General features: G+C 64.2%; 22 protein-coding genes and 2 pseudogenes. 6 read left to right on the top strand and 18 right to left on the bottom strand.

From position 1 onward, the window contains the following. Nucleotides 1-256 precede the first annotated feature (256 nt). The gene (locus FIU66_RS14370; protein ID WP_201281135.1) at nucleotides 257-535 is read left to right on the top strand and encodes an SH3 domain-containing protein; all 279 of its coding nucleotides are present in this window, start codon (nucleotides 257-259) and stop codon (nucleotides 533-535) included. 20 nt (nucleotides 536-555) lie between these two features. Here FIU66_RS14370 and FIU66_RS14375 read toward each other — a convergent pair whose 3' ends face one another. Then, nucleotides 556-1116: an OB-fold nucleic acid binding domain-containing protein gene (locus tag FIU66_RS14375; protein WP_167623609.1), complete on the bottom strand. Its 561-nt coding sequence runs from the start codon at nucleotides 1114-1116 to the stop codon at nucleotides 556-558. Between the two features lie 191 nt (nucleotides 1117-1307). On the opposite strand from FIU66_RS14375, the gene istA reads away from it, so the two are divergent. Next, the gene (gene istA, locus FIU66_RS14380; protein ID WP_167623610.1) at nucleotides 1308-2840 is read left to right on the top strand and encodes an IS21 family transposase; all 1533 of its coding nucleotides are present in this window, start codon (nucleotides 1308-1310) and stop codon (nucleotides 2838-2840) included. Continuing rightward, nucleotides 2830-3624, top strand: coding sequence for an IS21-like element helper ATPase IstB (gene istB / locus FIU66_RS14385; protein ID WP_167622151.1), 795 nt, complete (start codon nucleotides 2830-2832; stop codon nucleotides 3622-3624). The genes istA and istB overlap by 11 nt, the downstream gene beginning before the upstream one ends. 233 nt (nucleotides 3625-3857) lie before the next feature. On the opposite strand, the gene FIU66_RS14390 is transcribed toward istB, so the two are convergent. The 14 genes and pseudogenes from FIU66_RS14390 to araD form a co-directional block, all read right to left on the bottom strand. Continuing rightward, nucleotides 3858-4244, bottom strand: a complete 387-nt coding sequence (locus tag FIU66_RS14390; RefSeq protein ID WP_167623611.1) for a type II toxin-antitoxin system death-on-curing family toxin — start codon at nucleotides 4242-4244, stop codon at nucleotides 3858-3860. After that, complete coding sequence (locus FIU66_RS14395; protein ID WP_089389169.1) at nucleotides 4241-4465, bottom strand: transcriptional regulator/antitoxin MazE; 225 nt, start codon at nucleotides 4463-4465, stop codon at nucleotides 4241-4243. The genes FIU66_RS14390 and FIU66_RS14395 overlap by 4 nt, the downstream gene beginning before the upstream one ends. Before the next feature lie 49 nt (nucleotides 4466-4514). Next, nucleotides 4515-5654 carry a hypothetical protein gene (locus tag FIU66_RS14400; RefSeq protein WP_167623612.1) on the bottom strand — a complete coding sequence of 380 codons (1140 nt, stop codon included), beginning with the start codon at nucleotides 5652-5654 and terminating at the stop codon, nucleotides 4515-4517. Then, a complete protein-coding gene (locus tag FIU66_RS14405) occupies nucleotides 5651-6205 on the bottom strand; it encodes a hypothetical protein (RefSeq protein ID WP_167623613.1) in 555 nt (184 codons plus the stop codon). The genes FIU66_RS14400 and FIU66_RS14405 overlap by 4 nt, the downstream gene beginning before the upstream one ends. A 340-nt stretch (nucleotides 6206-6545) precedes the next feature. Further along, nucleotides 6546-6998, bottom strand: a complete 453-nt coding sequence (locus FIU66_RS14410) for a GNAT family N-acetyltransferase (protein ID WP_167623614.1) — start codon at nucleotides 6996-6998, stop codon at nucleotides 6546-6548. A gap of 445 nt (nucleotides 6999-7443) precedes the next feature. Then, nucleotides 7444-8414 (bottom strand): annotated as a pseudogene (locus tag FIU66_RS14415) (IS110 family transposase). A gap of 213 nt (nucleotides 8415-8627) precedes the next feature. Further along, nucleotides 8628-9979, bottom strand: a protein-coding gene (locus FIU66_RS14420) for an IS3 family transposase (protein ID WP_167623615.1) whose coding sequence is annotated in 2 segments (ribosomal slippage) — nucleotides 8628-9643 and nucleotides 9643-9979 — 1353 coding nt in all. Because the reading frame shifts where the segments join, the coding sequence is not laid out codon by codon here. 108 nt (nucleotides 9980-10087) lie between these two features. Beyond that, entirely contained in the window at nucleotides 10088-11167 is a 1080-nt protein-coding gene (locus tag FIU66_RS14425; protein ID WP_167623616.1) for an Ldh family oxidoreductase, read from the bottom strand. A 45-nt stretch (nucleotides 11168-11212) separates the two neighbouring features. Further along, a complete protein-coding gene (locus tag FIU66_RS14430; RefSeq protein ID WP_167623617.1) occupies nucleotides 11213-12724 on the bottom strand; it encodes an ABC transporter substrate-binding protein in 1512 nt (503 codons plus the stop codon). A 70-nt stretch (nucleotides 12725-12794) separates the two neighbouring features. After that, complete coding sequence (locus tag FIU66_RS14435; protein ID WP_167623618.1) at nucleotides 12795-13691, bottom strand: dihydrodipicolinate synthase family protein; 897 nt, start codon at nucleotides 13689-13691, stop codon at nucleotides 12795-12797. Continuing rightward, nucleotides 13688-14593, bottom strand: a complete 906-nt coding sequence (locus FIU66_RS14440; protein WP_167623699.1) for a 5-dehydro-4-deoxyglucarate dehydratase — start codon at nucleotides 14591-14593, stop codon at nucleotides 13688-13690. The genes FIU66_RS14435 and FIU66_RS14440 overlap by 4 nt, the downstream gene beginning before the upstream one ends. Before the next feature lie 11 nt (nucleotides 14594-14604). After that, entirely contained in the window at nucleotides 14605-16119 is a 1515-nt protein-coding gene (locus tag FIU66_RS14445) for an aldehyde dehydrogenase (NADP(+)) (protein WP_167623619.1), read from the bottom strand. Nucleotides 16120-16164: 45 nt separating this feature from the next. Beyond that, complete coding sequence (locus FIU66_RS14450) at nucleotides 16165-16890, bottom strand: ribonuclease activity regulator RraA (RefSeq protein ID WP_167623620.1); 726 nt, start codon at nucleotides 16888-16890, stop codon at nucleotides 16165-16167. A gap of 26 nt (nucleotides 16891-16916) precedes the next feature. Further along, a complete protein-coding gene (gene araD / locus FIU66_RS14455) occupies nucleotides 16917-18653 on the bottom strand; it encodes an L-arabinonate dehydratase (protein WP_167623621.1) in 1737 nt (578 codons plus the stop codon). 139 nt (nucleotides 18654-18792) lie between these two features. On the opposite strand from araD, the gene FIU66_RS14460 reads away from it, so the two are divergent. Continuing rightward, nucleotides 18793-19503 (top strand): GntR family transcriptional regulator, encoded by a 711-nt coding sequence (locus FIU66_RS14460; RefSeq protein ID WP_167623622.1) that lies wholly within the window; start codon nucleotides 18793-18795, stop codon nucleotides 19501-19503. Nucleotides 19504-19657: 154 nt separating this feature from the next. Here FIU66_RS14460 and FIU66_RS14465 read toward each other — a convergent pair. Then, nucleotides 19658-19906: pseudogene (locus FIU66_RS14465) on the bottom strand (beta-eliminating lyase-related protein); the annotation flags it as partial. 102 nt (nucleotides 19907-20008) lie between these two features. After that, entirely contained in the window at nucleotides 20009-20446 is a 438-nt protein-coding gene (locus FIU66_RS14470; RefSeq protein WP_167623624.1) for an Lrp/AsnC family transcriptional regulator, read from the bottom strand. Nucleotides 20447-20559: 113 nt separating this feature from the next. Between FIU66_RS14470 and rocF the strand changes: the two genes are divergently transcribed. Together rocF and FIU66_RS14480 are read left to right on the top strand one after the other, a co-directional pair. After that, a complete protein-coding gene (gene rocF / locus FIU66_RS14475) occupies nucleotides 20560-21489 on the top strand; it encodes an arginase (protein ID WP_167623625.1) in 930 nt (309 codons plus the stop codon). 11 nt (nucleotides 21490-21500) lie between these two features. Then, the gene (locus FIU66_RS14480; RefSeq protein ID WP_167623626.1) at nucleotides 21501-22559 is read left to right on the top strand and encodes an ornithine cyclodeaminase; all 1059 of its coding nucleotides are present in this window, start codon (nucleotides 21501-21503) and stop codon (nucleotides 22557-22559) included. A gap of 38 nt (nucleotides 22560-22597) precedes the next feature. On the opposite strand, the gene FIU66_RS14485 is transcribed toward FIU66_RS14480, so the two are convergent. Then, on the bottom strand, nucleotides 22598-23362 hold the full coding sequence (locus tag FIU66_RS14485) for an ABC transporter ATP-binding protein (RefSeq protein WP_276529574.1): 765 nt from the start codon (nucleotides 23360-23362) through the stop codon (nucleotides 22598-22600). Nucleotides 23363-23370: the final 8 nt, after the last annotated feature.

Below are 23370 nucleotides of genomic sequence, written 5' to 3' on the forward strand. Positions count from 1 at the left end.
CCCAACATGCTACGGTATTCAGTTCGCCGAGCAGCCTCGGAACCGGAACACCATCTATTCCAGACCTATGCCACAGACAGGTGCAGGCTCTTCTCCAACAGCCCTGCGTCGACCGAAAAGGTCATCTTCCTGAGCCTGTCTATATTGGACGGGGATACTTTGACCGGAGCGAGCGAGGATCTTCGCATCCAGAAGATGCCCGCTGTAATCTGGCATTCTGGCGTCGTAGTGGTGGAAAAACGATCAAGGTTGGATGATGCGAACTCATTTTGCTGCTCTTTTCGCTCTTGCCGTCACCACCGCATGCGCGGTCGGCTCCGGTGCGGTGGTTAAGGGAGCCGGGCCCCATGATCTCTTGAAGCTCCGAGAAGGCCCCGGCTTGGACCACAACATCATCATCGGGCTGCCCGATGGAACACGCCTGATCCGCCGGAACTGTCTGACCAATAATGGCAAGGTCTGGTGCAAGGTCGCGCTCGCCGAGAAGCCAACTGTATCGGGTTATGTATCAGCGGACTATCTGGCGCATCGCTGACCGCGCTACTTGGCTCATGCTCAGTGGAAGTTTCGCCCCTTCACCCGGATCGCATCGAGATGCAGGTCTGGAATGAAGATGTCGCGCGGTTGGGGAGCCTGAGGCGGGGTGTCTCCTTGCAGCGCGTACGGCCCCTCATCGCCCCGTCCCTGGATGAGCGGGAAGGCCGGGCCATCGCGCCGGCCGACGCTGGCGAGTTCCCGCGACAGGTCCTCAATCCGGTGCACCACAAAGTGGACCACCTCGCCTTCTCGCTGGACGCGTCCCTGCACCCCGATCATCCCTGACCCAAGCACGATCCTCCGGTGCGCCTCGAAGACCTTTGCCCAGACCACAAGGTTGGCGACACCGGTCTCGTCCTCCAAGGTGATGAACATCACCCCCTTGGCTGAGCCGGGCCGCTGGCGGACCAACACCAGGCCTGCGGTGGCGCACCAGCGGCGATCCCGGCTCCCCATGGCCTCAGCGCAGGTGATGACCTTCCGCTCCTTCAGCGTCTCCCGGAGGAACGAGACCGGATGCCGGCGCAAGCTGAGGCCAGTATGGCCGTAGTCCTCCACAACCTCGCGGCCCAGCGTCATTGGCCGCAAGACGACGGCAGGTTCTCTGGCCTCTGCTCCGCCCTCGTTGTTCCGCCAGTCGGGTATCGTTGCGTCGGCTGTTGATTTCCACCCAGAACTGAGCCGGATAGGCGGGTAATTTCCACTGAGAATTGAGCCATGTGAACCTTTCCCCAAAGCGATGAGCGGCGGGGGTAACGGGAGTGATCCACATGGGACTTTTGAACATCATTCGACGCATGCACTTGCGGCAGAAGCTGTCGGTCCGCGAGATCGCGCGGCGCACCGGTTTGTCGCGCAACACGATTACGAAGCACCTGGCGGCAGACACGATCGAGCCGAAGTTCGCCACGCCGGATCGCCCGAGCAAGCTTGATCCTTTCGCCGAGAAGCTGGCCGGCTGGTTGAAGACGGAGGCCGGCAAGTCGCGCAAGCAGCGGCGGACGCTGAAGCAGATGCATGCCGATCTGGTCAAGCTGGGCTTTACCGGCTCCTACGGCCGGGTTGCGGCGTTTGCGCGGAACTGGCGGACAGATCGCCAGCGCGAACAGCAGACCACGGGACGCGGCACCTTTGTTCCGCTGTCCTTTCGCCCGGGCGAAGCCTTCCAGTTCGACTGGAGCGAAGACTACGGGCATCTGGCCGACGAGCGCACCAAGCTTCAGATGGCGCATATCAAGCTGTCCCACAGCCGGGCCTTCCTGTTGCGCGCCTACCCGCTCCAGACCCACGAGATGCTGTTCGATGCCCACTGGCACGCGTTCCGCGTCTTTGGTGGTGTGCCCGAGCGCGGCATCTACGATAACATGAAGACGGCAGTGGACCGGGTTGGTCGGGGCAAGGAGCGGCAGGTCAACCTCCGCTTTCTGGCCATGGCCAATCACTATGTCTTCGAGCCGGAGTTCTGCAATCCGGCCGCAGGCTGGGAGAAGGGTCAGGTCGAGAAGAACGTTCAGGACTCCCGCCACCAGATCCTGCAGGAGATGCCGGACTTTCCCGACCTTGCCATGATGAACGCCTGGCTGGAACAGCGCTGCCTGAAGGTGTGGCAAGAGACCCCGCACGGCACGCTGCCGGGCACGATCGCCGATGTCTGGGCTGAGGAGCGGACCGCGCTGATGCCGTTGCCGCCCGCCTTTGACGGCTTCATCGAGTTGAGCAAACGCGTCTCGCCCACCTGCCTGATCAGCTTCGAGCGCAATCGCTACAGCGTGCCGGCGTCATTCGCGAACCGGCCTGTCAGCCTGCGGATCTATCCGGACCGGCTGGTCGTGGCGGCCGAGGGCAACATCCTGTGCGAACATTGCCGCATCATCCAGCGCAGCCACAAGCTGCCACCGCGGACGATCTATGACTGGCGGCATTACCTGGCTGTTCTTCAGCGCAAGCCCGGGGCGTTGCGCAATGGCGCGCCCTTTGCCGAGTTCCCGCCTGCCTTCCGGCAGTTGCAGGAGCAGATGCTGCGCAAACCCGGCGGTGATCGCGAGATGGTCGACATCCTTGCCCTGGTTCTTCAGCACGACGAACAGGCCGTGCTGACGGCTGTGGAGTTGGCCCTGGCCGAGGGCGTGGCGACCAAGACCCATGTGCTGAACCTGTTGCACCGGCTGGTCGATGGCAAGGTCATTGGCGGGCCGCCCCTCGATACCCCGCTGGCCCTGGCCCTGCGCCGTGAGCCAAAGGCCAATGTCGAACGCTACGACGGCCTGCGCACCCAAGCTGCAGGAGGCCGTCATGCGTCATGATCCCGCCAGCGGCGCCATCGTCATCATGCTTCGCAGCCTGAAGATGCATGGCATGGCGCAGGCCGTGACGGACCTGATCGAGCAAGGGGCGCCGGCCTTTGACGCAGCCGTGCCGATCCTGTCTCAACTGCTGAAAGCCGAACTGGCCGAGCGCGAGGTCCGCTCCATCGCCTATCACATGAAGGCCGCACGCTTCCCCGCCTACAAGGACCTCTCGGGCTTCGACTTCTCAGCCAGCGAGATCAACGAAGCCACAGTCCGGCAACTCCACCGCTGCGAGTTCATGGACGGGGCCCAGAACATCGTCCTGATCGGCGGCCCGGGCACGGGGAAGACCCACATCGCAACCGCCCTCGGCGTCCAGGCCATCGAGCATCACCGCCGCAAGGTCCGCTTCTTCTCCACCATTGAACTGGTCAATGCCCTCGAACAGGAGAAGGCCAAGGGCAAGGCCGGGCAGATTGCCGAAAGCCTGACCCGCCTCGATCTCGTGATCCTCGATGAGCTGGGATACCTGCCCTTCAGCGCCTCGGGAGGGGCGCTGCTCTTCCATCTGCTGAGCAAGCTTTACGAACGCACTAGCGTCGTCATCACCACCAACCTCAGCTTCAGCGAATGGGCCACAGTCTTCGGCGATGCCAAGATGACCACCGCATTGCTCGACCGGCTCACCCACCGCTGCCACATCCTGGAGACCGGAAACGACAGCTTCCGCTTCAAAGCCAGTTCAGCCGCCGCAGCGCGCCAAAAGAAGGAGAACGATCACGCCTTGACCACTGAATGACCGGAAATCCATAGTCAGAGGTGGCTCACTTCTCGATGGAAATGCCGGCTCAGTTCTGGGTGGAAATCAACAGATGGCACCTGAGCGAAGAATCTGCGGCGGCGTCATGGCGCGGATAGGCCAATTAGCGGTAGCCGAGACGCTGCGGCCCGAGGAGACGACCAGTTTCGACCACCTGCGCCAAGTCCACGAGGACGGAATTCCCCTGCTGTTCCTGTCGGCCTGACCACTCTTCAAAGCCTCTCCATCCCCGCCTCCAGCCACGCCGCAAAGGCAGCCTCGGTCACATCGCCCGAGGCGAGATCCTCCATCATGCGGACGCCCTGCACGGGATCGGGGCGGAAGCCTACTCCGTTGAGGCGCAGGAATGTCAGCGCGGTGACAAAGGCAGTCCGCTTGTTCCCATCGACAAAGGCGTGCGCCTTGGCGATGCCGTAGGCATAGGCCGCAGCAAGCTCGGGCAGCGTAGGCGTGCCATAGGCCGCCTGGTTCAGCGGGCGGGCGCAGCCCCCCTCGAGCAGGCTGCGGTCGCGCATGCCGGGAGCGCCACCGTGGCGGGCGATCTGGCGATCGTGAATGGCGATGACAGCGGCAAGCGGAACCCAGACCGGGCCTGTCACGCCAAGGCTGCAAGCAGATCACGGTTCTCGTCCATGACGATCTCGGCAGCCTCGAGCGCGGCCATGACTTCGGGATCATGCGCAGTGATGCGAAGTGAGCCATCATCTCCGCGCAGCACGAACAGGCTGTCGCCCTCTTTCACGTCCAGCAGGGCAAGCATCTCGGTCGTCAGCGTCATTACGGCGGAATTGCCCACCTTGCGGACCTTGCTGTGCATCATGGCAGACCCCGTTGTTTACATTTGTATATACGCGATGTTTGCGCGTGCGTCAACGGGCAGCCTCCTGTGTCAGTGTGACAGTTTCGGGCACTGTGCAGGACGTCAACGGCAGAACATCGGGGAGAGGCACACCCGCTAGGCGCAATGTCAGGGTTATCGGCGCCGCAGGTCCGGGCGATACGCCCGTATCTGCCAAGCCATCGGCATCAGGATCCCGCACGATCTGCACTGGCGCCGTCCAGGTTGCCCTCAGGCCTTGGGCGTGGCCGAGATCGGAGAGCAGCTCCCTGATCTGCACCTCGCCTCCAAAAAAACGGTTTGAGCGGATACGGAGATGCTGTTCCACCGCAACACGCGCGACGATGTCGCGCGTCAGGTCAAGCGTCAGGCCAGGCATGGTCTGAAGATAAAAGCCATAATCTACACTCGCCCTGCCGTGCAAAGCGACGGCGGTGTCCTGCAGTTGCAGCTGGGCCGATACGTCCCGATCAACACGATCATCATGGCGGAAATTGCCCTTCAGGGACACATTCTCAACCTGAAGCCGGCTACCCTGACCGGCGATGGCGGAACGCATCGCCTGAACCATCGGAGCCAGCGTCTGATCACCTTCGGTTGCATCCAAATCTGCAGCGAATGCGGCGAGGCTTGTCGGCTCACGGGCTGCAAGTTGAGTCTGGATCAGGGCATATTCGGACATCAGCTGCTGCGCGCGGCTGCAGACGTCCTGTCGCTCTGGCCGGGAAAGCTGATCCAGCGTCATATCGCGGGCCTGCTGCGGTGCAACACGTTGCAGTTCCCCTGCACGTTGCGCCGAAGTCTGGCGCAGCGTGTCCTTGACCCGCTGTCTTTCTGTATCCACCATGGCTCGCAGATCGGCGTCGAACTCGTCCCGGTTCAGCAGTTCATCGATGTTGATCACTGCAGCATCAACGGCGATCCAAGCAACAAGAGCGCCTCCAGCGCCGCAAGCAACGGCTGCGGGACCTGCGAAAGAACAAACCGTGGCGCCGGCACCCGCGCCAGTCAGGACCGATCCGCTTTTGACGGCACCCTTTGCCGCTACCTTAGCCGCCAGCTGGGAGCTGGCCTTTTTAGCGACGGTCTTGGCGATCAGCTTGCTGCCTGAAGCGCCGACAGTTGCAGTGACTGCCGTCGCCGGCGCGGTCACCATCATGAGCTTCCTCATGCCTGTGTAAGGACATCCGCGGCCTTCCCCCAATTAACTTGGGAACTTGCTGCATTGACCTGTTCGCGGACCTGCCGTTCGTATTCGTCGGCAAGAGCCGCGTCGATCTCGAGGGCAACCTTGTCAAGCCGCTCGGGAAGACCTTCGAACAGCCGCTCGTTCATAGCGTCTTCAAGCGAGCCCACGGCAAGAGTCGCAAGCTCAAGATATTCACCGGCAACGCTGTAGTGAAATCCCACATAGTCCGGGATGCGATCATAGACAGGCGCAATGGCAGCATCGACTTGAACACCGATCTGATCTGCGACGGCGTCAGCGGCCTGCGTTGCGGCCTTGTCCAGCACGACCTCGAAATTTTCCGCGCTGGCGCCTGGCAGTCTCTGAAAATCATCAAGTGTGCGCTTCACTTGTTTCATGCCGACCCATTGTAGTGTCAGGGTCACGACGGTCAGCACAACAATCGTGCCCCAGAACCAGCGGGATGGGCTGCGAGGCGGTGCATCGACGGGCAGGTGAAGGCGGTCTGTGATCACTGCAGCGGTGCGGGCCATGCGAAAACCGTAAAGGCCAGCATCCAGGCTGACAAGATGGCCCTGATCTGATGGAACGAACATCCCTGCCGCTGGGGTTGTGCCGCTGTGGGTGATACCTGAAACGAGTATTTCCCAGCCGCCGCTCACACCGCTGAACGAGGCTGCACCCCAATATCCTTGTGGTGAGGATAGCACTGGTCCTGCATCACGCAGGGCCTTCTCTTTTGAGGGCCATGGTGTCAAGCACCAACTTGCACCTACGAAGTCTTGGCAGCTATGCCGGACCAAGCAGCCGCTCGTTCCGGTAACTGGATCGCCGTGTGTGACCGAGCGAGACAGGTCTCGCCCGGTCCTCAGCTCAACCTTTCAAATGCAGAGCTGCGTTCGGGTAGGGACAGCCGAAATCATCCATGTCGCGCCGTGACAACTCCTTAAAGCCAAGCGACGCATAGAAGCGGACAGCCTGTTCATTTTCGGTGTAGACCTCCAGCAAAAGCTCGCCCTTCAGTTCAAGAGCATGCGCGATCAGTGTGCGGCCGATACCTCGGCCTTGGTGCGTTGGGGCAATGAATATCCCGCCGACAAAGCTACCCAGCAGGCTGATGAAGCCGATAGCCTCGCCCGAATGACAGGCAACCCACGTTTCTGCTTTTGGAAGATATTCTTCTTCGATCCGTTGGCGCTGCTCCAAAAGCCTGAATTCGCCGATGAACGGATGCGCTTTCAGGGATGCTTCAAGCCAGATGGCTGACAGTTTTTCGGTGTCCCTCGCCGCGTCAGACGGCCGGATCACTACGTCTTGGTTCTCCATGAGAACTCCATAGGAATCATGCAAAAAGGGCCGGCACTCCATGTGCCGGACGATGCCGCTACACGCGGTTCAATCGAAGCCTCTGTGCATCAATCTCCTATTGGACACTGCCTCAGATACGCCGACCCCCTTAGGGGATCAAGGGTGGTTGAAAGGCAGCTTTGGGCTCAAACTGCCTATCAGCCTGTTTACAGACTGGTCTGGCTTCTCGCCATAGCACAACTGTCAATTATCCATCCCGGCAGGTGTCCTGCTTCTCTTCGAAGTCGGCACCGAGCCGCTTCATGATGGGGTCGGAAGGAGAGGCATTCCAATCCTTTCTGCGGACTGCCGAACGGGGTGCGTTTGCCCGGATCGACGTTCATGCCCTGCTGGGAATTGCCTGCCCACCCGCCCATGCACGGGACCTCCTACCGCGCGGACCGCGCGGATACCGTGTGTCGGATCAAGCGGCAGGCGCTTCCAAGTGATACTCCGTGTGATCGACCCACATCCGGTGCAAAATCGTTCCGAGGCGTCGTGCTACGGCAACCATGGCCCGCACCGGACGCCTGCGCTTGGCAACCGCCGAACCCCAGGCTCTCAGGTGCGAGCGCAGGGTTCGGTGCCGCAAGATGACGCCCGCGGCCTTGACTAATGCCCATCGGACCCCTGTATCCCTGCACTTGGAGATGCCGCGGCTTTGATCCAGTTCGCCGGATTGGTGGCGCATAGGTGTCAGACCGAAGTGGGCCGAAACCGCGCGTGATCGCGCGAAGCGGGCGGGCTCATCGACCCCGGCCCGGAAAGTCAGCGCCACCACAGGCCCGACACCGGGTGCGGTCATTAGAAGCCGGCACATGCCATCATCGGCTGCAAGCTTCTTCATCGCCCTGTGCAGCAGTTGATACTGCTCGTGCAACACATGTCGCACATCCAAAGGCGGGGTGATCGTGAGGGCCAGGTATGGCGACTGCCGCAACAGATCTTTATCCTTTCCTCGAATTCTGTGCGGTTCACGGCGCCCACCTTCAGCCCGAAGTTGCGGAGCAGCCCGCGCAGGTGGTTCTCAGTATCAGTGATCTTCATCTGCAAAAACTTGCGCGCGGTGAGCAGCATTCTGATCTCTTGGCCGCGCACGATTTTCACATGCACCGGCTTGTAGAGGCCAACACGCATCATCTGTGCGATGCCACCTGCATCGTTGCGGTCGGTCTTGTTGATCTGCGCAGACAGTGCCGCTTTCATTTGCCGCGTCTCCATACAGATCACGGGATAGCCTGCCGCTGCAAGGCTGCTGTAAAGCCACTGCGACAACGGCCCGGCCTCCAGCCCGACCCGCTTCGGATGGCCGGTGAACACGGCCAGCATTGCGTCAATAGCGGAAGGATCGCTTGCGACCTTTCCTTCTTTCAGAACCTTCCCCTCTCCGTCCATGACGCATACGCTGGTGGTGCCAATGGAGACGTCAAGACCGACGCACAGTTCCAAGGCAGGAGTCTTGAACAGATCATGCTCAGAAGCCTGCCCGGAGAACCGGTGGCCTGTCACCCGTCGCAAGATGGACGAGGCGGCCCCTGTCCGTCGTCGAATGATTTGGAACAGGCGGCCTGAGTTTGGTTTGGAGGGCTCTGGCTCTATGGGTTGAGGTTATGCTGCCTGGCGCTGATGGATCAAGCGCCGGTTCTGGATGGTCAGTTTCTTGATCTTCTCTCTTTCTGCGAGGATGGCCGGGCCGCGTCCGAAGTAGACATCAGCGGGCGTGAGGTTGCCGAGGCTCTCGTGATAGCGGTGGTTGTTGTAATGCTCGACAAAGGCCGCGATGGCCGCCTCAAGCTCGCCCTGCAGATAGTAGTTTTCCAGCAGAATGCGGTTCTTGAGGGTCTGGTGCCAGCGCTCGATCTTGCCCTGTGTCTGGGGATGATTGGGGGCGCCGCGGACATGGGCCATACCATGTTCTTCGAGGTATTCGGCAAGGTCACCGGCGATGTAACATGGGCCGTTGTCGCTCAGCAGCCGGGGCTTGTGCAGCACGGTGACGCTGTCACATCCCGAGGCGGCAAGGGCGATATCAAGTGTCGCGCTGACATCGTCCGCGTTCATGGTGGTGCACAGCTTCCAGCCAACAATGTAGCGGGAAAAGTCATCCAACACGGTGGACAGGTAGAACCATCCCCAGCCTGTCACCTTGAGATAGGTGAAGTCGGTCTGCCACATCTGGTTTGGCCGAGAGGTCTTGTCCCTGAACTCGTCCCCGGCCTTGATCACCACATAGGCCGGGCTGGTGATGAGGTCATAGGACTTCAGCAGCCGATACACGGACGCTTCTGACACGAAATACTTTTCTGTATCCGTGAAGCGAACGGCCAACTCCCGCGGCGAAAGATCGGGCTCGCTGAGTGCCAGTTCCACGATCCGATCACGCACAGCATCGGGGATGCGGTTCCAGACCCGGGACGGCCGTGAGGGGCGGTCTTCCAAGCCTTCCGGGCCGTGTTCGACATATCGATCATACCACCGGTAAAAGGTCGTGGGCGGCACCCCGATCTGTGCCAAAGTCCTGCGAACCGGCAGGTGGGATTGCTCGACGATGCGGATGATCTCGAGCTTCTCGGAGGCAGGGTATCTCATTCGTGCTCGCCCCCAGCCCCGGTCGTGTTTTTTTTGAGCAGGCGGTTCTCGAGGGTCAGGTCGGCTACAACCTCCTTGAGCGCCAGTGCTTCGGCGCGCAGGTCCTTGACCTCCATGCTGGTCGCCTGGCGCGCCGTGTCACCGGCGAGGCGCTTCTTGCCAGCCTCGAGGAACTCCTTCGACCAGCTGTAATACAGGCTCTGGGCGATCCCCTCGCGGCGGCACAGCTCGGCAATGCTGTCCTCGCCCCGCAGGCCGGCCAGTACAATGCGGATCTTTTCTTCCGCATTATGGACCTTGCGCGTCGCCCGGCGGATATCTTTGACTGCCTTCTCCGCCTCGGCTTTCGTTGTCATGGGCTTCTTGCTCATCTTTGCTCCATAAGGGCTACGATGAGCCAAGAACCCTCCGTCACGCAATCGGCCTAATCAGTTCCATGGGCGCTGACGTCAGACAAACTGCGGTATAAAACTGATATATTAGTGTGTCAACCTGCCTTGCAGGGCGGCAGGTGGGGTCATCCCTAGCTTTTCGGCATGTTTGGCCATGCGATCCCAGTCGTTTTGAGCCACCGGCACGCCATTCTGCATTGCGTCGCGCCGCTTGGCCGACGCGCTGTCCCCCGGCACCCGCACCGCACCCTTGTTCCAGGGCGCTGGCGGATTCGTGCGGCAGGCATTAGCCAGCCAATCGGATTGTTCGGTAAAGGCATCCAGACCGGCAAAGAAATCCGGGTCTATGACTTGCAGGAAGGCGCTTTGCGCAAGCGGTCCGGGGGCATCGGTGTTCGCGCGCCCCTTGCCCGACAGCCCCTGTCCCAGCAGATCGACCATCAGTGCAAGACCGTAACCCTTGTGCCCCTTCAGCGCGCCGCCCAGAGGCATCATGGTTCCGCCGCGCTCGGTGATCTCCTTCGGATCGTCGGTCGGCTGGCCCTCGGCGGTCAGGCCCCAAGGCTCGGGGTATCTCTCGCCCTTCTTGGCCAGAAGCTGGGTCATGGTGGTCGTGGTGATCGACGAAGACACGTCCACCAGGATCGGATCTCCCGAAGTCGGAAAGCCCATGGCCAGCGGATTGGGCGTCAAAATCGGCTGCGTCCCGCCATAAGGCGCCACCCGCCGCGCCGCCGGGTTCGAGGCGGACAGTTGCACGATCAACCCTTGGTCTGTCGCCTGCCGCATATAGGCCGACAGCGCGCAGGTGTGATGGCAATTGCGGATCGCGGCACCGACGATGCCGTGCTCGCGCACCCGCTCCATCGCCTGATCCAGCGCTTTGGTCAGCAGCCAGGCGCCCGGCAGCAGACGCCCGTCCCAGACAAAGCCCGCACCCTTGTCGGCGACGACCTCATAGCTGCCCTTGCCGTTCAGGCTGCCATCGGCGAGGCATTCCAGATACCAGTGCATCAGTTGCAAGCCGTGGGTTTCGTGGCCGATCATGTCGCCCTCGACCAGCACGGCGGCGGTGACGGCGGCCTTGTCGGCCTCCATTCCGGCGCGGGTCAGCAGGCCTTCGGCATAGCGCAGCAGGTCATCGCGGTGGTATCGCGGCATGGGCATGTCCCTGGCAAGCGGCGGGCCGGGGTCGCCCCGGCCCCGTTGAGGTTACTTGAACCGGATCTGCTGCAATTGCAGTTCCGAGTTCGTGGCAATGGTCGGCTTGAAGTCGAGACGCGGCGAGACGCGGGTGAAGCCCACCATGTGGAACATCGGCACATCGGCGATGATCTCGGTGTTCACTTTGGTGAACAGGTCTTGCCACAGCTTGGTGCGTTCCTCGCCCGTGGCGGCGCTGGCGGCGGCGATCAGGCGGTCCACCTCGGGGTCGCGGACCATGGAATGCGCGCCGTCAGAGGCGTATTTCACATGCGCTGTGAAGACCGGATCGCCGGTGGCGTTGTCGTGCTGCGACTGCGTCAGGGTGGCCCCCGCATCGGCCACGAAGGGCGACACGAAATAGTTGTTCCAGACCGACACGTCATAGCTGTCCAGCGCGACGTTCAGCCCCACGTCCTGGAACATCGCCATCATCGCCTCCATCGTCTCGGTCCCGTTGGGATACATCCCGTTGCGGCCGATGATGCGGATGGGCGCATCCACATTGACGCCGTCCGCGCGGGCTTCCTCGACCAGTTCGCGCGCGCGGTCCGGGTCATAGGGCCAGGCCGGAATGTCGGGATTGTGGCCGATGGTCGTGGGCACCACCAGATGCGTGGCGATCTGGGCGTCCGCCGGGAACAGCGTGCCAATCATCGCTTCCCGGTCCACGGCCAGGTTCAGCGCCTCGCGGATGCGGCGGTCGTCCGTGGGTTCCGTGCGCGTGTCGATCCGCAGCGAGGTGGTTTCCGAATTGGGATAGCTGAAATCCGTTTCCGGGTTGTTGGCGTCCTGAAGCGCGATCGAGGGCACGATGTCGGCCTCACCCGTTTCCACCATGGCGGCGGCGACGGCGCTGTCGGACCGGAACAGATAGGTGGCCTTTTCGACCTGCGGCTGGTCGCCCCAGTAATCGGGATTGCGGGTCAGCGTGATCGATTGCCCGTTCTGCCAGTCGCTGAAGACATAGGGCCCGGTGCCATTCGGCTTTCGGTTGAATTCGGCGGCGGGCGTGGTTGCGGCGGACTGGACCGGCATCACAGACATCAGCAGCGGCAGGATTGGCTGCGGCGGGTTGGTGGTGATGCGGATGGTGTTGTCGTCAGGGGATTCGAAGCTGAACTCCATGCCGCCGAAATACTTGCCGCCGGTTTCGCACGACAGATCCGCGTTCTTGTTCCGCTCGATGCTGAACTGCACGTCCTTGGCCGTGAAGGGGCTGCCGTCGTGCCATTTGACGCCAGGGCGCAGCTTGAATTCCCAGGTGTCGTCATCGACCTGGCTCCATTCGGTCGCCAGGCGCGGCTTCAGCCCGCCATTCACATAGTCGAACTCGATCAGCATCTCGTTGACGTTTTCCGAGATGACGCGCCCCACGTCCTGGCGCGCGGCCATGCACGGCTCGACCACGCTGACGGTTTCCGAAAGGACCACCGTCACGTCGCGGCTGGCGTCCTGGGCATGGGCCATGCCGGCGGCCAGGACGGCGCCCGACAGGAACAATGCTGCCTTGATCTTCATCTGTTTTCCTCCCCTTTTGTCCGGCGCTGCCGGGCCTTGATTGCCGCCCGGCCTCCCGCCGGGACGGTGGTCAGTGCAGAAGTCCGTTTTGCTTAAGAAAGCCTGCCATCTTGCGCTGCTGGACATCGGTCAGCGGCCAGGCGGCAGGCGGTCGCGTAGGTCCGCAGTCCTGGCTCATGGCTTGCAGCGCGGCCTTGACGCCGGTGACGTTGGTGCCGTTCAACTCCTGCGCGCGAACCTCCTCGAAGGCCGCCATTCCGGCGATCAGGTCGCGCGCCCTGGCATAGTCGCCCGCCTCCAGCGCGGCATGGATTGCCAAGGACCGTTCCGGCCAGATGTTGATCAGCCCCGAGGTGAAGCCCCGCGCGCCGACCGCATAAAGCGCGGGCGCCCAGACCTCGGCCAGGCCGCCGACCCAGATGATGCCGGGATCGCAGGCGCCGATGGCCTCGGCCAGCTTCAGCGGGTTCGGCGTGGCCCACTTGACGCCGATCACGCCGGGAATGGCGCAGAGATCCGCGATGGCCGCCGTGCCGATGGCGTCGTTCCGCAGATACAGCATCAAGGGCAAACCGCCGCCCGCATCCGCCACGCGGCGGACATAGTCGACCACCCCGCGCGGTGCGGCGAAGGGATCGGGCGGCTGGTGGACCATCAGCCCCGCCGCCCCTGCCCCGGCAGCCGCGGCGGCCAGGCGGCAGGCGTCCTTGACAGACCGTCCCACCCCGGCCAGCACCGGCGCGCGGCCCGCCACCATCCCGCAGACCTCGGCGCACATCGTCTCGGCCTCGTCCACGGTCAGGCTGTAGAACTCGCCCGTGTTGCCGTTCACGACGGGGATGTGCAGCCCCAAGGCAAGCGCGCGGTCGATGATCGGGACCAGCCGCGCGGGGGCAATCCGGTCCTCGGCATCGAAGGGCGTGACCAGGATTCCCGAGATTCCGGTCAGTGCGGCTCGCAGCGTCATTGGACGCTGTCGATCAGGGCCTGCATCATGCCCATCTCTTCCTCGGTCAGATCGGTCAGGGGCGCGCGGACATGGCCGGCGTCGAAACCGCGCAGGCGCACGCCCGCCTTGACGGCCGAGACCGCGTAGCCTGCCTTGCGGTCGCGGATCTTCGCGAAGGGATAATAGAAGTCGCGCAGCATCCGTTCGCAGGTGGCGTCGTCGCCTGCGGTGAAGGCCGCGTGGAACTTGAGCGCGGTTTCCGGGACAAAGTTGAACACGGCGGACGAATAGGTGGGCATCCCCGCACCCTTAAAGGCCTGGGCGAACAGTTCGTGCGTGGGCATCCCGCCAATGTAGGACAGCCGGTCGCCCAGCATCACGGTGACGCGGCGCACCGTGTCGATGTCGCCGGTGCCGTCCTTGAAGCCGATCAGGTTCGGGCATTCGTCGGCCAGTTGCGCCAGCTGTTCCGCGCTGACCCGCGCCTGGCCCCGGTTATAGACGATCACGCCCATGTTGGTGGCCTGGCAGACCGCGCGGATGCGGTTGGCGATGCCGTCGGCGGGCGCCTCGGTCAGATAGTGCGGCAAGAGCAGGATCCCGTCGCCGCCTGCGGCCTCGATTTCTCGCGCCATGTCGCAGGCGATGCGGGTGCCGTATCCGCAGCCCGCGATGACCGGCTGGCCGCCCGAGACCTGCCGCGCGGTCCTGACGACCTCGATCACTTCGCCAGGGGTCAGCGAGAACAGCTCGCCCGTGCCGCCGGCGACGATCAGCCCGGCGACCGGATAGGAGGACAGCCATTCCAGATGGGCCGCGAAGGGCTTGGGGTTGAAGCGGTCCCCATCGTCAAAGGGCGTCACCGGGAAGGACAGCAGGCCGGTGCGGATGATCTCTCGCAGGTGGTCAGGGGCGATCATGGTGGCGTCCTTCATTGCAGATCCTCGGGCAAGAGTTCTTTGGGAAAGTTCTGGTAGCTGACGGGCCGCAGGAAGCGGCGGATCGAGAGGGTGCCGACCGAGGTCGCGCCGAAATTGGTCGATGCCGGATAGGGTCCGCCATGGACCATGCTGTCCACTACCTCGACCCCGGTCGGAAAGCCGTTGACCAGCACCCGCCCCGCCTTGCGCTCCAGCACCGGGCGCAGCTTTTGCGCGGCCTCCAGGTCGGCAGGATCCATGTGGATCGTCGCGGTCAGCTGGCCCTCGAAGCCGCGGGCTAGGCGCAGCATCTCGTCGGTGTCGCGGACGCGCACGACCAGGCCCAGGGGACCGAAGACTTCCTCGCCAAGCGCGTGGTCCTGCAGGTAGGCCTCGGCCGTGGTTTCATACAGGTTCGGACTGGCCTGCCGGTAGTGGCTGGTGGTCGAGACGACCGGCGTGACCGAGTTGCGGGCCTCGAAGCGTTCCTTCCCCTCGCGGTAGGCCCGGGCGATGCCATCGGTCAGCATGGTCTGCGGACCCACCGCCTCAAGCCCCGCCTTGGCCGCAGTGACAAAGCGATCGGCGTCCGCGCCGTCGATGACAACCGCGATGCCGGGATTGGTGCAGAACTGGCCCGCGCCCATGGTCAGGCTCCCCGCCCAGCCTTTGCCCAGATCCTCGGCCCGCGCGCGGGTTGCCCCGGGCAGCAGGAACATCGGGTTGACGCTGCCTAGTTCGCCGAAGAAGGGAATCGGCTCAGGGCGTTGTGCGCACAGGTCGAAAAGCGCCCGTCCCCCTGCCAGGCTGCCGGTGAAGCCCACGGCCTTGATCAGCGGGTGCTGGACCAATGCCGTGCCCACCTCGCGGCGGCCGCCCTGGATCAGGCTGTAGACGCCGGGATGGATGCCGCAGGTCTTGATGGCCGCATGGACGGCCTCGGCCACGATCTCGCCGGTGCCGGGATGGGCGGAATGGCCCTTGACCACCACAGGACAGCCAGCGGCCAGCGCAGCGGCCGTGTCCCCACCCGCCGTCGAGAAGGCCAGCGGGAAGTTTGACGCACCGAATACAGCAACCGGGCCGATGGGCCGCTGCACCATTCGGATGTCGGGACGCGGCGCCGGTTGGCGATCTGGCATGGCCGGATCGTGGCGGCGGTCCAGGAAGTCGCCCTTGCGGATATGCTGGGCAAACAGGCGTAGCTGGCCTGTCGTCCGGCCTCGCTCGCCGCTGAGCCGCGCCTCGGGCAGGCCGGTTTCCCGGGTGCCGATTTCCGTGATGGCCTCGGCGCGCGCCTCGATCTCGTCGGCGATGGCGTCGAGGAAGGCCGCGCGCGTTTCGCGGCTGGCCTCGCCATAGGACCAGAACGCCTCCTCGGCGGCCTCGCAGGCGCGGTTGACCAACTCGACCGTGCCCGTGCTGAACTCGTGGACGGGGCCAAAGGCCGGCTCGTTCGGGAAGCGCGTCTCGGTCCCGACCCAGTCACCGGCGATCAGGTGCTTGCCGTGAGGCGTGAAGGTCATCGGAAATCCTTTCGTCATGGCAGACCGGAGGCCCGGCCCCAGGTTTCAGCGGCCGGTGCGGGCGCGCCATTCCTCGTATTTCTTCTGGTTCTCGTCCTTGGTGCAGGGGTAAAGGCCGATGATGGCCGCGCCCTCCTTGACCTGCTCCAGCACGAAATCTTCGAAACTTTCCATGCCGGTGCATTCGTCCGCGATCTCGTCGGCCAGATGCGCCGGGATCACCATCACGCCGTCCTTGTCGCCCACCAGGATGTCGCCCGGAAAGACCGGCGCATCGCCGCAGGAAATCGGCACGTTGATGTCCAGTGCCTCGTGCAGGGTCAGGTTCGTGGGCGCGCTTGACTTGGCGAAATAGGCCGGCATGTCCAGCTTGCCGATGCCTTCGGCGTCGCGCATCCCGGCATCGGTCACGACACCCGCCGCGCCACGGATCGCAAGCCGGGTGATCAGGATAGACCCCGCCGTCGCGGCGCGGGCATCCTTGCGCCCGTCCATGACCAGCACATGCCCGGCAGGGCAGGTTTCGATGGCGACGCGCTGCGGGTGGTCGGCATTGCGGAAGACGGTGATCGGGTTGCGGTCTTCCCGCGCGGGGATGTAGCGCAGGGTGAAGGCCGGGCCGACCATGTTCTCGTCCTTCGGGGCCACCGGCACCACGCCCTGGATGAACTGGTTGCGCAAACCGCGCTTGTACAGCGCCGTGGCGACGGATGCGGTCGAGACCTTCTTCAGCTTGGCGCGGGTTTCGTCCGAAAGGGTGTGTTCGGTCATGGTCGTTCCTCGAAAAAGATCTGGCCTCAGAAGATGTCGGGCTCGCCCGCCGAGCGGCCGAAGTCGGTTTGCAGGAAGTCGAAGTCGCAGCCCTGGTCGGCCTGCGTCACGTGACGCTCGAACATCCAGCCGTAGCCGCGCTCAAAACGAGGCTCGGGCGGCGTCCAGTTGGCCTTGCGGGCAGCCAGTTCGTCGTCCGAAACCAGCATGTCCAGGCGGCGATTGGGCAGATCCAGCCGCACGATGTCGCCGGTCTTCAGCAGCGCCAGGGGACCGCCGACAAAGCTTTCGGGCGCGACATGCAGGATGCAGGCGCCATAGGAGGTGCCCGACATGCGCGCATCCGAAATCCGCAGCATGTCGCGGTACCCCTGCTTGATCAGAGCTTTGGGGATCGGCAGCATTCCCCATTCGGGGAAGCCCGGCCCGCCCTGCGGCCCGGCATTGCGCAGGACCATGACGTGATCGGGGGTAATCTCCAGGTCCTCGTCGTCCACGGCGGCCTTCATCTCGGGATAGCTGTCAAAGACAAGCGCCGGGCCCTCGTGGACATGGAATCGCGGGTCGCAGGCAGCGGGCTTGATGACCGCGCCGGACGGGCACAGGTTCCCCTTCAGCACCGCCAGGGATCCCTCGTGATAGACCGGGTTCGACAGGGGCCGGATGACGTCGTCGTTGTAGACAACGGCACCCTCCAGGTTCTCGCCCATCGTCTTGCCGGTGACAGTCAGGGCGCCGCAATCCAGCCGATCCTCGATCTGCTTCATCAGCGCGCGCAGACCGCCCGCATAGTAGAAATCCTCCATCAGGTAGTCCTTGCCGGAGGGGCGGACATTGGCGATCAGCGGCGTCGTGCGGCCAAGGGCATCCAGGTCGTCCAACGTCAGATGGATGCCGGCGCGCCGCGCCATGGCGATCAGGTGGACGACGGCGTTGGTGGAACAGCCCGTAGCCATGGCGACAACGGCGGCGTTCCTGACCGCGCCTTCGGTGATGATCCGGTCCGGGGTCAGATCCTCCCACACCATCTCGACGATGCGGCGGCCGCAATCGGCGCCCATGCGTTGGTGGTTGGCATCGACCGCGGGGATCGAGGACGCGCCCGGCAGCGTGATCCCCATGGCATCCGCGATGGCGGTCATGGTCGAGGCCGTGCCCATGGTCATACAGACCCCGGCCGAGCGCGCGATGCCGCCCTGCAGCCCGATCCATTCCTGGTCGGTGATGTTGCCTGCGCGGCGTTCGTCCCAGTATTTCCAGGCATCGGAACCCGACCCCAGGATGCGCCCGGCATAGTTGCCGCGCAGCATCGGTCCGGCAGGCAGGTAGATCATCGGCACGCCTGCACTGATCGCACCCATGACCAGACCCGGCGTGGTCTTGTCGCAGCCGCCCATCAGCACCACGCCGTCCAGCGGGTGGGACCGGATCATCTCCTCGGTCTCCATCGCCAGCATGTTGCGGTACAGCATCGAGGTCGGCTTGGTGAAGCTTTCGTCGACCGACAGCGAGGGCATCTCGACCGGCAGCCCGCCGCCCTGCAGCACGCCGCGCGCCACGTCCTTGGCCCGCGCACGGAAATGCGAATGGCAAGTGTTCAGTTCGGACCAGGTGTTCAGGATGCCGATGACAGGCTTTCCGTGAAAATCCGCCTCGCCATAGCCCAGCTGCATCATCCGCGAGCGATGCCCGAAGCTGCGCAGGTCGTCGGGCGCGAACCATCGGGCCGACCGAAGATCATCGGCTGTTTTTCTTGTCGTCATGATCCCTCCTCCACGCCGGAATCACTCAGCGCGTCTCAAACATACTAATATTTCAGTTCAACAGGTATATCAATAGCGCTATTATCCTTGTTGATCGGGGAGCCTGACCCTAGGTTCGGCCTGATTGAGGGAGAATGTCATGGCCATATCGCTTGCCGCCAGTTTTGGGCTTCCTGCCATGCAGGTGCAGGCCGGCGGCGGGACCGTGCAGCGCGTCTACGAAAGCCTGCGCAAGCGAATTATCACACTGGAATTGCCACCCGACACCACGCTGTCGCGGACCGACCTGACCGAAACCTATGGGGTCAGCCAGACCCCGATCCGAGAGGCCCTTCAACTGCTGAAGCAGGAAGGGCTGGTCCACATCTTTCCCCAATCAAAGACGGTGGTGACGCGCATCGACGTGCCGCAAACCTACGAGGCGCATTTCCTGCGCGTCGCCCTGGAAACCGAGGTCTGCCGCAGGCTGGCCACCGAGGCGCCGGCCGACGTGCTGACCCGCGCCCGATCGATCATCCGGATGCAGGAAGCCATCGCCGAGGACACCAGTCAGATCGCCGTCTTTCAGGAACTGGACGAGTTGTTCCACCAGACCCTGTTCGCGGGCCTGCGGCAGTCAGGACTGCACCAGTTGGTGCGCGAACGGTCGGGCCATCTGGAGCGCATCCGTCGCCTGCACCTGCCGGAACAGGGCAAGGTGCTCAACATCTTGTCTGGCCATCGGGCCATTGTGGACGGCATCGCATCAGGCGACCCGGATGCTGCGATCGCGGCAATCCGGGGCCATCTGAGCCAGACGGTGTCCAAGGTGGAGGCCCTGCGTGAGGAATTTCCGCAGTATTTTGCCTAGGGCCGCCGTCTTGCCAGTGCCTTGAGACCAAGCAGGGTTCATCACCCTGCTTGGTTTGTTGTCGCGCGGTGCGCTTGCTAGGACGTCTGGATCGGACTCCAACGATTTCTCCGGAACCTTCAAGTTAAGCCATAGGCCGAAAGTCGCGCTCAGGAAGCCGGGTTCTGGCATGGTGGAAATCGTCGGGCTTGATCGCGGCCTCGATGGCGGCCAGGGCGATGGTGCCGTCGGGCTCGTTCGGCAAGGGCTGGGGCTGGATCGATCCAAGCACCGCCGCGCCGCCCCGGGTGGTCGGGCAATCCTCATAGACCGCATCGCCCACCTCGGCCGAAGCCATCGCCGCCCGCATCGCCGCATCCGGCCGCGTCACCGTGTCCGAGCGGAAATCGTCCTGGCCCGTCATGTCCCCGTTCCTTTCGCCGGGCACGATCACGGCCCGAGGGCGCAGGAAAGCCGCCGCGGCGCGGAAGTGCAAGCCGCCGTCTTTCTGCGGCGGGCCGGCCTGTCAACTCCATCTCGAGGAAGCGCGGCGCGATGCCAGAAGCAGGTTCGTCTCGGAGGTGACGACCCCTTCCAGGTTGCGGATGCGGCGCAGGACCTCGTCCAGTTCGGCCAGGGATTGCGTCGAAACCTCGACCACCAGATCCCACTTGCCGTTGGTGGAATGAACGGCGGTGACCTCTGCCATGCCCGACAGGCGCGCCATGATGCGGTCGCCGCCACGGCCCTCGATCCCGATCAGCACAAGGCCGCGCACCGGCGCGTCCGAGACATCGCCCCGGGTGACGGCCGTATAGCCCAGGATCTCGCCCTTCTGCTGCAGCCGCGCCATCCGCAGCCGCACGGTCGCGCGGGTGACGCCCAGGCGGTCCGCCAGATGCTGGACCGAGGCGCGCCCGTCCCGGCGCAGTTCGGCAATCAGCCTTTGGTCGAGTTCATCCATTTTGGCAGGTCCATCTGGCCATTCCGCGCAGTTTGCCTGCCGAACCTGCGGATTGTCCAGTTGAGACCTGCCTGTTTCGCGCAGCATCCTGTCCGAAACCACCCGAGGTGACGATGACACGAACAATCCTGATCGGCGCGCCTGTCGACAGCGGCCAGCGGCAGCCGGGATGCCTGATGGGCCCGGCCGCCTATCGCGTGGCGGGACTGCGGCCGCTTCTGGAAGGCCTGGGCATGACCGTGACGGACCGCGGCGATCTTGCGCTGCCCCAGGTGCTGCCGCGGCGGCATTGCGCGAATGGCGCGGTGGACCAGTTGCCCGCGACGGTTGCCTGGACCGGGCTGATCCGCGACGCGGTGCGCGACGCCTTGCGCCAGGGGGGGATACCCATCGTGCTGGGCGGGGATCATTCGCTGGCGCTTGGATCCGTGGCCGGCGCGGCCGAGGACGCCGCCGCCCAAGGGCGCCCGCTGTTCCTGTTGTGGATGGACGCGCATAGCGATTTCCACACGCCCCTCAGCACGACAACGGGGAACCTGCACGGCACGCCGGTGGCCTATGCGGCGGGCCGGCCGGGCTTTGACGCCTTTGGGCCTTTCCCCGCGCCGATCCCGGCCGAGCGCATCTGCCTGTTCGGCATCCGCAGCGTCGACCCGGCCGAGCATCGCGCCCTGGAGAACAGCGACATCGCGGTCAACGACATGCGCGTGCTGGACGAACAGGGCATCACCGCCCCCCTTGGCGCCTTCCTGGACCGGGTGCGCGCGGCCCACGGCAAGCTGCATGTCAGCCTGGACGTGGATTTCCTCGATCCCTCCATCGCCCCCGCGGTGGGCACCACCGTTCCCGGCGGCGCCACCTTCCGGGAAGCGCATCTGGCCTGCGAACTGATCCACGAGACGGGGCTGATGACCTCGCTGGACCTGGTCGAGCTGAACCCCTTCCTGGACGACCGCGGCCGCACCGCCAAGCTGATGGTTGACCTGGTGGGCAGCCTGATGGGCCGCAAGGTCTTCGACCGCCCCACACGTTCATTCACCTGAAGGAGATGCCCATGACCCCGCCCTCGCGCCAGGCGCTTGTTCCCTTTGTCAGCGTCGACCACATGATGCGCCTGGTCCTGCATGTCGGGATCGAACGGATGATGGTGGAACTGACGGACGCGATCGAGGCCGACTTCCGCCGCTGGCCCCAGTTCGACAAGACCCCCCGCGTCGCCAGCCATTCCGATATCGGCGTGATCGAGCTGATGCCCACCTCGGACGGGCAGCAATACGGCTTCAAATACGTGAACGGCCATCCGGGCAACATGCGGCGCGGCCTGCAGACCGTGACGGCCTTTGGCGTGCTGGCCGACGTGGCGACGGGCTATCCGGTGATGCTGTCGGAAATGACCATCCTGACGGCGCTGCGCACGGCGGCGACAAGCGCGATGGCCGCGAAATGGCTGGCCCCGCGCGATGCGCGCGCCATGGCGATGATCGGCAACGGCGCCCAGGCCGAGTTCCAAGCCCTTGCCATGAAGGCCGTCTGCGGGATCGAGGAGGTGCGCCTTTACGACATCGACCCGGCCGCCACCCGCAAATGCGCGGCGAACCTTGCCGGGCGCGGCCTGCGGGTGGTGCCCTGCAACAGCGCCGAGGAGGCGATCCTGGGCGCGCAGATCATCACGACCTGCACCGCGGACAAGCAATACGCCACCATCCTGACCGACAACATGGTCGGCGGCGGGGTCCATATCAACGCCGTGGGCGGCGACTGCCCCGGCAAGACGGAACTGGCCCCCGCCATCCTGCACCGCGCCGGGATCTTCGTGGAATACCCGCCCCAGACCCGGATCGAGGGCGAGATCCAGCAACTGGACCCCGACCATCCGGTGACCGAATTGTGGCAGGTCATCGCAGGCCAGGCGCCCGGCCGGACCGGCCCGTCACAGGTGACGCTGTTCGACAGCGTGGGCTTTGCCATCGAGGATTTCAGCGCGCTGCGCCACATCCACGCCCGCCTGCGCGGAACGGGCTTTTTCCAGGACCTGGACATGATCGCCGATCCGGACGATCCCCGCGACCTGTTCGGGATGATCTGCCGGGCCGAGGCTGTCGGCGCGGCCTGAAAAGCCTGGGCCGCCCCTGGCCGTGGGCGGCGCTTCGATCAAGCGGCCTGCGCGGCCAGAAAGCCCTGCAGGCGTTCGGTCTGCGGGCGGCTCAGCACCTCGCGCGGGCAGCCCTGTTCTGCAATGACGCCCTGATCCAGGAAGACCACGCGGTTGGCCACGTCGCGGGCGAAGTTCATCTCGTGCGTGACGACGATCATGGTGCGGCCTTCCTCGGCCAGGCTGCGCATGACGCGCAGGACCTCGCCCACCAGTTCGGGGTCTAACGCACTGGTGGGTTCGTCGAACAGCATCAGGTCGGGTTCCATCGCAAGCGCGCGGGCGATGGCCACGCGCTGCTGCTCGCCCCCGGACAGGAAGCCTGGATAGGCGTCCTTCCGATGCGCCACGCCCACGCGGGACAGATAATGATCGGCCCGTTCGCCTGCCTCGGCGCGGCTCAGGCCGTGGACGCGGATCGGCCCCAGCATGACATTGTCCCGCGCGGTCATGTGGGACCACAGGTTGAACTGCTGGAAGACCATCGTCACCCGCGCGCGGAAGGCCCGCAACTGCGCCGGATCGGCCACCGTCTGGTCGCCGTTGCGGTCGCGCTTGCAGGCCAGGACCTGACCGCCAAGCGCGATCTGGCCCTGGGTGGGATGTTCAAGGAAGTTCAGGCAGCGCAGGAAGGTGCTTTTCCCAGACCCCGAGGATCCGATCATCGAGATCACGTCGCCCTTCGCGGCGGAAAGGCTGATCCCGCGCAGCACTTCCCGGGTGCCGAAGCTTTTGCGGATGTCGGTGGCGTTCAGCATGGTCATGGCAGGTC

It is taken from the genome of Paracoccus sp. AK26 (assembly GCF_011801365.1).
In the GTDB taxonomy this organism is placed as follows: domain Bacteria; phylum Pseudomonadota; class Alphaproteobacteria; order Rhodobacterales; family Rhodobacteraceae; genus Paracoccus; species Paracoccus aerius.

Excerpts from the sequence above, each read along its gene's own strand:
- FIU66_RS14410 (WP_167623614.1), bottom strand. The coding sequence starts at position 6,998 with ATGGAGAACCAAGACGTAGTGATCCGGCCGTCTGACGCGGCGAGGGAC.
- FIU66_RS14440 (WP_167623699.1), bottom strand. The coding sequence starts at position 14,593 with ATGATCGCCCCTGACCACCTGCGAGAGATCATCCGCACCGGCCTGCTG.
- FIU66_RS14405 (WP_167623613.1), bottom strand. The coding sequence starts at position 6,205 with ATGGCCCGCACCGCTGCAGTGATCACAGACCGCCTTCACCTGCCCGTC.
- FIU66_RS14445 (WP_167623619.1), bottom strand. The coding sequence starts at position 16,119 with ATGACCTTCACGCCTCACGGCAAGCACCTGATCGCCGGTGACTGGGTC.
- FIU66_RS14435 (WP_167623618.1), bottom strand. The coding sequence starts at position 13,691 with ATGACGCTGCGAGCCGCACTGACCGGAATCTCGGGAATCCTGGTCACG.
- araD (WP_167623621.1), bottom strand. The coding sequence starts at position 18,653 with ATGACGACAAGAAAAACAGCCGATGATCTTCGGTCGGCCCGATGGTTC.
- FIU66_RS14425 (WP_167623616.1), bottom strand. The coding sequence starts at position 11,167 with ATGCCCATGCCGCGATACCACCGCGATGACCTGCTGCGCTATGCCGAA.
- istA (WP_167623610.1), top strand. The coding sequence starts at position 1,308 with ATGGGACTTTTGAACATCATTCGACGCATGCACTTGCGGCAGAAGCTG.
- istB (WP_167622151.1), top strand. The coding sequence starts at position 2,830 with ATGCGTCATGATCCCGCCAGCGGCGCCATCGTCATCATGCTTCGCAGC.
- FIU66_RS14370 (WP_201281135.1), top strand. The coding sequence starts at position 257 with ATGCGAACTCATTTTGCTGCTCTTTTCGCTCTTGCCGTCACCACCGCA.
- FIU66_RS14470 (WP_167623624.1), bottom strand. The coding sequence starts at position 20,446 with ATGGATGAACTCGACCAAAGGCTGATTGCCGAACTGCGCCGGGACGGG.
- FIU66_RS14400 (WP_167623612.1), bottom strand. The coding sequence starts at position 5,654 with ATGAGGAAGCTCATGATGGTGACCGCGCCGGCGACGGCAGTCACTGCA.
- FIU66_RS14460 (WP_167623622.1), top strand. The coding sequence starts at position 18,793 with ATGGCCATATCGCTTGCCGCCAGTTTTGGGCTTCCTGCCATGCAGGTG.
- FIU66_RS14450 (WP_167623620.1), bottom strand. The coding sequence starts at position 16,890 with ATGACCGAACACACCCTTTCGGACGAAACCCGCGCCAAGCTGAAGAAG.
- FIU66_RS14485 (WP_276529574.1), bottom strand. The coding sequence starts at position 23,362 with ATGACCATGCTGAACGCCACCGACATCCGCAAAAGCTTCGGCACCCGG.
- rocF (WP_167623625.1), top strand. The coding sequence starts at position 20,560 with ATGACACGAACAATCCTGATCGGCGCGCCTGTCGACAGCGGCCAGCGG.
- FIU66_RS14395 (WP_089389169.1), bottom strand. The coding sequence starts at position 4,465 with ATGATGCACAGCAAGGTCCGCAAGGTGGGCAATTCCGCCGTAATGACG.
- FIU66_RS14480 (WP_167623626.1), top strand. The coding sequence starts at position 21,501 with ATGACCCCGCCCTCGCGCCAGGCGCTTGTTCCCTTTGTCAGCGTCGAC.
- FIU66_RS14430 (WP_167623617.1), bottom strand. The coding sequence starts at position 12,724 with ATGAAGATCAAGGCAGCATTGTTCCTGTCGGGCGCCGTCCTGGCCGCC.
- FIU66_RS14375 (WP_167623609.1), bottom strand. The coding sequence starts at position 1,116 with ATGACGCTGGGCCGCGAGGTTGTGGAGGACTACGGCCATACTGGCCTC.